Source organism: Psychrobacter sp. (assembly GCF_036731945.1).
Lineage (GTDB): Bacteria > Pseudomonadota > Gammaproteobacteria > Pseudomonadales > Moraxellaceae > Psychrobacter.
In genome coordinates this window covers 50,361-61,105 of sequence record NZ_DAINDI010000002.1, presented here as the reverse complement: position 1 = coordinate 61,105, position 10,745 = coordinate 50,361, and the positions used below count along the sequence as shown (strand labels likewise).

Annotated in this window: 7 protein-coding genes and 1 pseudogene; 1 reads left to right on the top strand and 7 read right to left on the bottom strand. The window is 44.5% G+C overall.

Going from position 1 to position 10,745, the window contains the following annotated elements; all coding sequences use genetic code 11:
* The 6 genes from V7D75_RS00715 to V7D75_RS00690 form a co-directional block, all read right to left on the bottom strand.
* A partial coding sequence (locus V7D75_RS00715; protein WP_333612993.1) for a hypothetical protein occupies nt 1-586 on the bottom strand: 586 nt, incomplete at its 3' end.
* Nucleotides 587-1,458: 872 nt separating this feature from the next.
* The gene (gene betT, locus V7D75_RS00710) at nt 1,459-3,504 is read right to left on the bottom strand and encodes a choline BCCT transporter BetT (RefSeq protein ID WP_333612992.1); all 2,046 of its coding nucleotides are present in this window, start codon (nt 3,502-3,504) and stop codon (nt 1,459-1,461) included.
* 330 nt (nt 3,505-3,834) lie between these two features.
* On the bottom strand, nt 3,835-5,535 hold the full coding sequence (betA, locus tag V7D75_RS00705) for a choline dehydrogenase (RefSeq protein WP_333612991.1): 1,701 nt from the start codon (nt 5,533-5,535) through the stop codon (nt 3,835-3,837).
* A 118-nt stretch (nt 5,536-5,653) separates the two neighbouring features.
* Nucleotides 5,654-7,168, bottom strand: a complete 1,515-nt coding sequence (betB, locus tag V7D75_RS00700) for a betaine-aldehyde dehydrogenase (RefSeq protein ID WP_333612990.1) — start codon at nt 7,166-7,168, stop codon at nt 5,654-5,656.
* Between the two features lie 116 nt (nt 7,169-7,284).
* Nucleotides 7,285-7,860, bottom strand: coding sequence for a TetR/AcrR family transcriptional regulator (locus V7D75_RS00695; RefSeq protein WP_333612989.1), 576 nt, complete (start codon nt 7,858-7,860; stop codon nt 7,285-7,287).
* Between the two features lie 326 nt (nt 7,861-8,186).
* Complete coding sequence (locus tag V7D75_RS00690) at nt 8,187-8,921, bottom strand: cupin domain-containing protein (RefSeq protein WP_333612988.1); 735 nt, start codon at nt 8,919-8,921, stop codon at nt 8,187-8,189.
* 323 nt (nt 8,922-9,244) lie between these two features.
* Between V7D75_RS00690 and V7D75_RS00685 the strand changes: the two genes are divergently transcribed.
* A complete protein-coding gene (locus V7D75_RS00685) occupies nt 9,245-10,444 on the top strand; it encodes a sugar transporter (RefSeq protein WP_289049926.1) in 1,200 nt (399 codons plus the stop codon).
* A 117-nt stretch (nt 10,445-10,561) separates the two neighbouring features.
* Here the strand turns inward: V7D75_RS00685 and V7D75_RS00680 are convergent.
* Nucleotides 10,562-10,745 (bottom strand): annotated as a pseudogene (locus V7D75_RS00680) (alternative ribosome rescue aminoacyl-tRNA hydrolase ArfB); the annotation flags it as partial.

Sequence of the window (10,745 nt, the reverse complement as noted above, 5' to 3'; positions counted from 1 at the left end):
GTAAAGGCTCTATTGGCATCTCATTGCGCTCAGTCATATACTCACTGCTCACTACGTGCGAGGGCTTGCTAAAATCCTCCCACAGCAATGGATAAGATCCACCTATTTCGCCCTTCTCCACCACATTGAACTGCCAAATACCATAATGCGTATCAACGCCTTTATAAGGCACACTAATAAACCACTGTATCAGCGCATCGCTATCATAAATGATATGCCTACTGCCAATACGCACCGCTTGTTTCGGTAAAATGTCTGTATATAAATACTCGATATCATCGCTATACAGTTTTACCTTTTTCACATTTTCAGCACTGGCATCACCGAGCTTAGCCCTTGCATCATTTATGTTTCGGCACAGCCTAAACGGCGCGACAAAACTCAGTGTGTCATCGGTATTATTGACAAAATACACATCATCTTCATAATCGTCCACAGAAACCGTCTCAAGATAAAACAATGGGCTGTTTCGTACCCGCCCTTTCTCATCACTCGCCAGTGCCGTTATTCCAGACAGTTTTGCGCCATCCGACCACTGCACATTGTCTATGCGTTTTTGCTCAAATTGATACGTTAACTTTGTCATCGTTTTATCCTTATTATTTTGATTTTAGTTTGCTCGTCGCAGTATTTTTCGTATTTTTTTTCGTACGGTTTTCTTATTTTTTAGGCTTTGTTAAGCGCAATTTTAAGCCAGCCGAGTCTGTTCGCCATTTGCTTAAATAACGTTATTGGCTATAAAATTAGTGAAGTTAATTGGTTTTAGAATGTAAGATTGGGTGTTTTTTATAATTGTTTAGTCGTAGTTTCTCATTATCGTCGCGCTATTTTTTAGCGTTATAAATTTTAAAAAACTAACATTAACGGGCGTTTTTCTGTTCAGTTATTCTGCTTATTAATCAATATTTTTTTGGGGGTTTAAGTTTGGATTTGTGCAGGCGTGATTGTTTAGGATTAAACGAAAATAACATTGCTAAAAAGGACACTGTTAAAAGTGTTTGCTAAAGACAAATCAGTTAAGAAGTGAAGCGTTGCGCTCCGAGGGTTAACTGTTTGCCATGTTATTTTTGCCTGACTCAATAACTATAATATAAAAGCTGATGAAAATAAAGCGACTAAAAAGACTGTGCGACAACCGCTGTCGCCCAATCACTTATTACTAGGTTTATCATTAAATTTATCATTAAGCTTATTATTTATTGAGCTAATTTATATAAAAAACCCCATAAGCTGCATGCAACTTATGGGATTATGTTTTGCCAAATGATTAATCACATCTCTAACATCTAGCAAGTTATAGTAGTATTACTTTAAAATCGATACAGTGCGACTGGGATTAATTTTTCGTAGCCTCTGTGATAACAGCAAGCAAGGAAAATTTATACCAGTCGCACACACAGCTATAATTTCTCGCTTTTATTTTGAACTAACTATATATACTAGCCTTTGATGAATGAATTAACGTTCTAAATGCAGATACTGCATATGACATTCGTACTGATGCAGAATATCGACCAGCACTTGCTCTTTGGTATAGCCAACCAAGTCATACTCTTGCGAGCCATCACTTAAAAACACCTCAGCACGATAATAAAACTCGGCCTGCTTACTGGAAGTATTGAGGGTAAAGTTTGGTCGCTCAGCTTTGATGAGATTAACTTCATAAATAAAATCATCTTCATCACCATGCCCGACGCGTAGTTTTACCCCATCTATCTGACCGTCATCTTCGTCCGTTGCAGCATCGATATTTTTACCAATACTGGCCAGATTTCGGATATCCAATGATGTCTTAAGACCACCTGCTTTTAGCTCGTTTTCGACCTCAATCATGGCAGGTTTAACGACTGTTTGTAAAAAACGTTCGACTTGCTTGTGACTTGGGAAACTGACGATACGCTGCAAGCGCGCTTTCCAACCTTTACCACTATCGAGCACGTTTGCCGTGCCAACCGTACTGGCTTTACGCTTATTACCCTCTTCTTTTAATGATTTCCACATAGCCATCATGTAAAGCAGCAAAATAAGTGAGAACGGCAGACCAGCAATGACAGAAACCGATTGTAGCGAGGCAAAACCACCCGCAAACAGTAAGCCTAAAGTAATCAAACCCGTGGCTGCCGCCCAAAACAGGCGTAACCAAACAGGCGCGTCGGTATCATTGGTCATACCTTTTGAGCTTAGATTTGCAAGCACTAAAGCGCCTGAGTCCGCTGAGGTCACAAAAAATATCAGACCAATAAATACGCCTGCCAATGAGAAAATATCGCTATAAGGGAAGTATTCAAACAAGGCAAACATACCCATTGCGGCGTCATTAACGGCGATTTCACCGAGCTCATTGGCACCATTGGCGACCAAATCTATCGCTGAATTACCAAAGATAGAGAACCATGCAAAGATGAAACCAAGCGGGATAAACATCACGCCAAAGACAAACTCACGCAAAGTGCGACCACGGCTAATACGCGCGATAAACAAACCGACAAAGGGCGCCCAAGCGACCCACCATGCCCAAAAAAATATCGTCCAACCTGACTTCCAATCAGCGCCAGCGCTGCCATCATAAGCATAGACATCAAAGGTTTTAAAAATAATCGTTTGGAAGTATTGGCCAATATTTTGGGTAAAGGTATTGAGCAAATAAACCGTATTACCCAGCACCAATATGGCCAATAGTAGCAATATCGATGACAACATATTAAATTCGGATAAACGGCGCACACCTTTTTCAACACCGGTCATCGCAGAAATAGCGGCAGCAACAACCACGCCTAAGATAATCAGGCTCTGCACCATTTTGCTCGATTCGATACCGAAAACATGAGTCAAGCCGGCATTAGCCTGCAATACCCCAATACCTAAGCTGGTGGCGATACCCATCAAGGTACAGACGACACCAAAGGTATCAATACCATCACCAAGCCAGCCTTTGATTAAGCGCTCACCAAATATCGGTGTGAGCGGTGAACGTAGCGCCAATGGCATGTTTTTACGATACGCAAAGTACGCCAATGCCATACCAATGAGCGCATAAATACCCCAACCATGCAGACCCCAGTGTAAAAAGGTTTGCGAAAGCGCTTCACGCATCGCTTCAGCACTGGCAGGCTCTAAGCCCGTATGCGGTGTCAAATAATGCATCAACGGCTCAGAGGCACCAAAGAATAATAAATCAATCCCGATACCGGCGGAGAATAGCATCGCTGCCCACGCTAAAAAAGGAAACTGAGCTTTTTCGTGATCTTGCCCAAGCTTGATATCGCCGTATTTAGAAAAACCAACAAACAAAGCGAAAATACTATAAGCGGCAACCACTAGCATGTAATACCAGCCAAAGCTCTCTGATACCCATGCCATACTGGCGCTTAATAATGCCTCACTATAATCTGGCAAGGCAATCGTCCAGATAATTAATAAAATAGAAATAATAGCTGAACCTAAAAAAACCGTCTTATTTAGAGTCAGGGGTTTCGTCGCATCTTCTGATGGCGAGCTGTACATAAAAGACCTCAATAGGTAAATGAAACAGGGTCTGATATTGCTTTGTCCGTCATAATTTTATGACTGATAGCCAGATGAGATATGTATCACCGCATGACGCACAAAGCAGTACCAATTAATAAAAACTGAAAGATAAACGATTAGAAAAACAGCGACGCAAATGCTAAGTAAATTTAACCTCAACGGTTTTCATCTCTATAAACATAAGCGCTGATAAAAAAGACCTTTACTACTAAAGGCCTTTTGATAGAAATGGACTTATATTATTTATTGTTTTTTAGTTCGCTCAGTTGCCTAAATACTCATTTAGGCATTCATGTAGAAAGACGTCTAAACGACAGAGTTATAAACGCGCATCGGCTCGGCTCTGAGCGGTGCGCCATTGGCAACATAATAATTTGCTATTGAACGTGGCAACTGCACACCGCGCATTTTATCGACGATTTTTTCAGCAAGCATAATGGTGGTTGCGTTCAGATTACCACTGATGATATTTGGCATAATCGACGCATCGACCACGCGCAAGCCATCGATACCGTGTACCAGCCCTTCGCCATTAACCACCGAATCGTTACCCTCGCCCATCGCACAAGTACATGAGGGATGATAAGCCGTTTCGCTATGGTTGCGAACATACTCGTCTAGCTGCGCATCAGTGACCAAATCATCAGTTGGTGCAATGGCGCGGCCGCGATACGGGTCAAGCGCTGGCTGATGCATAATCTCACGGGTGATACGCATCGCCGCACGGAACTCTTGCCAGTCCTGCTCATGCGACATATAGTTAAATAAGATACTCGGATGCGCGCTTGGATCTTTTGAAGTTAGCTTGACGCGGCCTCGACTAGGCGAGCGCAATGAGCCCACATGCGCTTGGAAGCTATGCGATTTTACCGCGCTGCGGCCGTCATAACGCACCGCTAACGGTAAGAAATGATACTGAATATTAGGATGAGTGAATTTCTCATCGGTACGGATAAAACCGCCACCTTCAAACTGATTTGACGCGCCAAGGCCTGTACCCATAAATAACCATTCCGCTCCAATCGCCGGCTTATTCCACCATTTATTGGCAGGCGCAATTGAGACTGGTAGCTTACATTCGTACTGCATATACAGCTCTAGATGGTCTTGTAGGTTATTACCGACGCCCGGTAAATCTAGAATTTCAGTCACGCCCACATCTTTAAGCCATTGACCAGGACCAATCCCTGAACGTTGCAATAACTGCGGCGAGGCAATCGCACCCGATGAGACGATCACTTCACGAGACGCATAGAATTTTTTGATTTGACCTTGATGGGCGACTTTGACACCGACCGCACGCTTGCCATCGAATAAAATCACATCGGTCAATGCGCCCGTTAAAATGGTGATATTGCTACGTGGTTTTGCACGGTCAAGATAACCACGCGCGGTGGAAGCACGGCGACCATTAGGGGTTACAAAGCGATCCATCGGCCCAAAGCCTTCTTGTTGATAGCCGTTTAGATCCTCTGTACGCGGATAGCCAGCTTGCACGCCCGCTTCAATCATCGCTTCAAACAGCGGATTGACGCCAGGTTTTGAGGTGGTCATTTCAACTGGACCACCGACGCCATGATAGTCATTTTCGCCAGCGTCACAATTTTCTGACTTTTTAAAATAAGGTAAGCAGTCGAGATACGTCCAGTCCTCTAAGCCTTTGATTTTCGCCCAATCATCAAAATCGAGCGCATTACCACGGATATAGCACATCCCATTAATGAGTGACGAGCCGCCAAGCCCTTTACCGCGGCCACAGTCCATGACGCGGTTATTCATATAGGGCTCAGGGTCGGTTTTGTAGCCCCAGTTATATGTGGTGCCTTGTAGCGGCATGGCGAGCGCCGCTGGCATCTGGGTGCGAAAGTCTAAGCGATGGTCCGGACGACCCGCCTCTAATAGCAACACCTTAATGTTGGCATCTTCGGTCAAGCGCGTGGCTAGCACATTGCCTGCTGAACCTGCGCCGACGATGATGTAGTCATATTCAGGTGTGGTTGATGTCATAAAACGCTCCATAAAATTAAAAATATCCATCATTTCATAGCAGTGAAGCGGCGCGAAAAGGAAAAATGAGTCCTCACGCCTTAACTTTACTGTTTAAAAATTTTTACCGTACAACTGCTTAAAATACCGATTCAAACTTGCCAAGCTCTACTTGGATAGATTTGGTCTGCGTATAATGCTCAAGGGCTTCGATGCCGTTTTCGCGGCCAATACCAGAGTGCTTATATCCGCCCACTGGCATTTGCGCGGGCGACTCGCCCCAGGTATTTAACCAGCAAATACCAGCTTCAATCTGTGCAATCACGCGATGCGCGCGGGTCAAATCAGCGGTTACCACTCCTGCTGCCAAACCGTAATCCGTATCATTGGCACGGCGAATCACTTCTTCTTCGCTCTCATAAGTCAATATCGACATCACTGGTCCAAATATTTCTTCACGTACGATGGTCATATCATCACTGCAATCGGTAAATACCGTCGGCGCGACAAATGCACCATTGGCAAGCTCGCCTGCCGTGATACGTTCGCCGCCAGTTAATAAACGCGCGCCGCCCGCTTTACCTTGCTCGATATAGCCAAGCACTCTGTCCATATGCGGGAAGCTCACTAGCGGTCCCATATTGATATTTTCATCCATCGGATCGCCGAGTTTGATACGTTTGACACGCGTTAAGATGGCTTCTTCAAATTTAGCTTGTAAGGCTTTGGGGATAAATACACGCGTGCCATTGGTACAGACCTGACCTGTGCTATAAAAGTTCGCCATCATGGCGATATCCGCCGCCATATCGATATCGGCATCGTCGAAAATGATCAATGGTGATTTACCACCGAGCTCTAGGGTCACGTCTTTAAGCGACGATGATGCGGCGCTTGCCATGACTTTTTTACCCGTTGGTACGCCGCCTGTGAATGAGACTTTGGCGATATCAGGATGCTGGGTTAATGCTTCGCCGACTTTATAATCGCCTTGCACAACGTTAAACACGCCATCTGGTAAGCCTGCTTCGGTAAATATTTCTGCCAGTTTTAAGACGGTTAACGGCGTAACCTCTGATGGTTTAAAAATCATCGCATTACCAGCAGCCAATGCTGGCGCTGCCTTCCACATCGCAACCTGAATTGGATAATTCCACGCGCCGATACCAGCGACCACGCCGAGTGGCTCGCGGCGGGTGTAAACAAAACTGCTATCACGTAGCGGAATCTGACGACCCTCTAACATTGGTGCAAGACCCGCATAATATTCAACGACATCAGCACCAGTGACGATATCGACATACTTGGTCTCAGAAAGCGCTTTACCCGTGTCTTTGGTTTCGAGTAATGCCAGCACATCATTACGCTCGCGCAATATCGCAACCGCCTTTAATAAAATACGGCCACGCTCAACTGCGGTCATTGCCGCCCACACTTTTTGCCCTTGTTGCGCCGCTTTTACCGCTTCATCGATTTGCTCGGCAGTGGTTTGCTGAATGCTCGCCAGCACTTCACCTGTCGCTGGGTTGATATCGTCAAAGGTAGTCAGCGTTCCATCGACCGCCAGATAGCGACCGTTAATATAAGCGGTCTGCGTTTGTGTTAAGTCGATAATGTCTTGTAAATTATTTACGTTTGTCTGAGTAGTTGTCATAAGTTTTCCTTAAGGCGACTGAGGATTTATAAAAAAGCGTTCAGTCAATCATGCCGTCATAGGTTAAAGATAAAATTTTCTATGTGCGTGCCATTTATCAACACTGTTTATCAAATTTATTTGTCAAAGTCTTGCTGCGTCATTTTTATCAAGCGCGTGCGCAATGAAGCTTTGTCCGAGATATCGATACCTGAAAAGTCAGAGAGCCAAATACCGTCGGCGACCAGACGCACCATACATAGCGTTTCGCTATTATCCGTAGCAGCGTGTTTTTTTAGCTGCTCGTTTGACCATTCAGCCCAGCGTTCGCGCAGCATCCTATCTCCTAGCATCAAGACATATAGCGTGGCTTGGCTATTAAACTCGGCTTGACCTTTTTCGCCCAAACTGATGGTGGCATCGATATAAGCGCGGGTAAACGAGCCATAGCTGACTGGATCTTTTGCCATCGCTTGATTGACTTCCGCCTCAAACTTAGCCATCGCGTCATAAAACACCTCTAAGATGAGCGCGTCCTTGGTGGCAAAATGATGCATCACCCCGCCTTTGGTCACGCCGACGGCATCCGCTACCGATTGGAAGGTGACTTTAGACAAGCCCTGCTCCAAAGTGATGCGCGCTGCCTCATCAAGCAGCGCCCGCCGTATAAGCTCTGGCTGTTTTTTACGTTTATGAGCGTTTTGAGTTTCCATTTTTATCTCGATATTAGCGCGTCAGTTTAACTAAAAATAATTTGGGCTTTAAAAGAACGTGTTCTATTATTCTTGAAAAGAAGAATATTCTCTTATAAAGAAACCGTACGGTTGGTATTTTACAGAAATAAAGCAGCAATGTGAAGAGCGGATGTGCAATGAGCAGTTACAGAACATTATTTTAATAATCTTCTATATTTTATAGCTAATTATATGTAAATGGCGTCAAATCTATTTTTCAGAAAAATAGCTCTGACGCCTTTTTTATAGTGAAGCAATAGGCTATAAACCCTTTAAGACAACATTGTTAATCGTTAAAGCTAACCTTACGTACTGTTTTTTTCTACTTTAGCGCCAATGACTTTAGACAGATGACCCGTTTTGAGATAAATCGTAGCGTCGTGCGCGCCTGCTTTTATTTGCAGTTTTTCACCCACTGGCAAACGTAGCCAGCTACCGCGAGTGTAGGTTTTAGCGTCATCTGTAAGTTCAGTATCTATCAGCTCGCCGTCTAGCACCAGTATCTCAGCGCCGCCTTTGATTGTGTCGGTAAATATTGTGTCTATAAATACTGTGTCGGTAAATAGAGCTTCATTGGCCTTTAATCGCTGTAAGCTGACCTGTTCGCTGTCATCTGAGAATAACTGACAGACCTCACGATTGTCCTGTATTTGCCAATTTGCCCCATCGTTAGTATCGATAGCGACATAACGTGTTTCGGTGGCTGGCATTTGCCAAATTTTGACGAAAATGACTGCGCCATCTTTACTATAGGGCTGATGGCCAGAGTTTGGTGGATTGCGTAAGTACCAACCTGCTGGATAGTCGATATCATCTGCCGAAAAAGTTCCCGATAAAACCAAAATCTCTTCGCCGCCTGGATGCATATGATGTGGAAAATAGGACTCAGGCGCATAGCGGACGATACTGGTGGCACGGGCTTTTTCTGCGCCGACGCGGTCGAGCATGACACGCTCGACGCCGTTTTGCGGTGATGGCACCCATTGATAGTGTTCGGGTGCCAATGCTGCACGGCGAGTAAAATCTGCATTAATCAGCATAAAATAGTTTCTCGAGTTTAGATTTAATGCTGTAGATTATCCCCTGATTTACAGCGGCTGACAAACAAGACCCTGTTCTTATTATTAAAAAATCGTATTTACGCGGCTCAAAGTAAGTTTATAGCGCATAAATGCTTAACCTGAACAATCCTGCCAAGATTCTTGCTAATTATCAAAAAATTACTTTAACTGCTGCTTCTGACTTGGTATCTTGCTCTCCTTCTTTCTGTCACTACGACGTATCTTTGCCATCTTATTAAGCTAATGAGTGATTGTTAAGCCACTTTGCTGTATTAGCGCCTTCTTTATTTGTATTGGATCATATGAAACATAACCTTGAGGTGAGCGCAAATGCTCGCCGCACTCAGTATTTCCAAGTATTTTTGATGGGCGTCAGCGCCTTTATTATGAATACCACCGAATTTGTCCCCGTTGCCCTATTAAGTGACATCGCCCAAGATTTTTCAATTACCACGGCTGAGACTGGCTGGATGTTGACGCTATATGCGTGGATTGTCGCGGCGATGTCATTGCCATTGATGCTGCTCACCAGCCGCTTTGAGCGTAAAAGCTTACTTTTGGGCTTGTTTGTGGTGTTTATTGCCAGTCATGTATTATCCGTATTTGCTTGGAGTTTTGATGTATTGCTGATTAGCCGCGTGGGCATTGCGCTATCACACGCGATATTTTGGTCCATCACCGCCGCGATTGCGATACGCGTAGCACCAGAAGGCAAAAAAGCACTGGCGCTTAGTGTGCTTGCGACCGGTACTTCATTGGCGATGGTACTTGGTGTGCCATTAGGGCGCTTGGTCGGTCAATGGTTCGGCTGGCGGGCAACCTTTGGCGGTATTGGCGTGATTGCTTTTATCGTCTTTCTCTTGCAAGCTAGGCTATTGCCAACGCTACCGAGTATGTTTGAAGGCTCGTTTAGAAAAATTCCAGAATTGCTCAAAAACCCATTATTGGTCTGTTTGTATTTGCTTATTTTACTGGTCTTTACCGCTCACTATACCGCTTATTCTTATATCGAACCTTTTATGCGCCAAGTCGGTGCTATTAGTGAAAATTCAGCTACTTTTATACTGCTCCTGTTTGGTATCGCTGGGATTGCGGGCAGTGTGATATTCAGCCGCTGGGGTGATCGTTTTAATACCAGATTGATGCTGATATCGATCATATTAATGCTGCTATCTATGCTAGTGCTATTGTTTGCCGTGACCTCCATCTGGGCACTGAGTTTCATTGCGTTACTGTGGGGCGCGGCGCTGATGCTGCTGATTATCTCTATGCAAGCCAAAGTCATTATGGTTGATGTCACTGCCCAAGACATGTTGATGTCGATGTTCTCAGGGATTATTAACTTAGGCATTGGCGCAGGTGCGCTATTCGGTGGTTATGCAGTGACGCATATTTCCATATCAAGTGTCGGCTATGTCGGCGCCGCTATCGCTGGTGTGTCGCTGCTCTTGATGTTATTTATGATAAAGCGCTTTCCCGAATTAAGCAGAAGACTTGGTTAATTAGAAGGCTTGGATAGCTAAAAACTTGATAGTAAATAAGCATAAAAAATGCCAGCCACTTAAATGGGCTGGCATTTTGCTGTTTGCTTTATTAAAAATACCGAGTAAGCCGTTTATTTAATAATCCACTTTACCGCGCAAGGCTTTTGTTTTGCCGCGCTGAGTTTTTTCATCAACGCGTTTACGTTTGGCATTTCTACTAAGTTTGGTCGGCCTGCGAGTTTTATTGACATGAGTGGCTTGAATAATAAAGCTTTGCAGCCGCTCAAGCGCATCAATTCGATTGCGTTCTTGGGTACGA

Excerpts from the sequence above, each read along its gene's own strand:
- betB (WP_333612990.1), bottom strand. The coding sequence starts at position 7,168 with ATGACAACTACTCAGACAAACGTAAATAATTTACAAGACATTATCGAC.
- V7D75_RS00690 (WP_333612988.1), bottom strand. The coding sequence starts at position 8,921 with ATGCTGATTAATGCAGATTTTACTCGCCGTGCAGCATTGGCACCCGAA.
- betA (WP_333612991.1), bottom strand. The coding sequence starts at position 5,535 with ATGACATCAACCACACCTGAATATGACTACATCATCGTCGGCGCAGGT.
- betT (WP_333612992.1), bottom strand. The coding sequence starts at position 3,504 with ATGTACAGCTCGCCATCAGAAGATGCGACGAAACCCCTGACTCTAAAT.
- V7D75_RS00695 (WP_333612989.1), bottom strand. The coding sequence starts at position 7,860 with ATGGAAACTCAAAACGCTCATAAACGTAAAAAACAGCCAGAGCTTATA.
- V7D75_RS00685 (WP_289049926.1), top strand. The coding sequence starts at position 9,245 with ATGAAACATAACCTTGAGGTGAGCGCAAATGCTCGCCGCACTCAGTAT.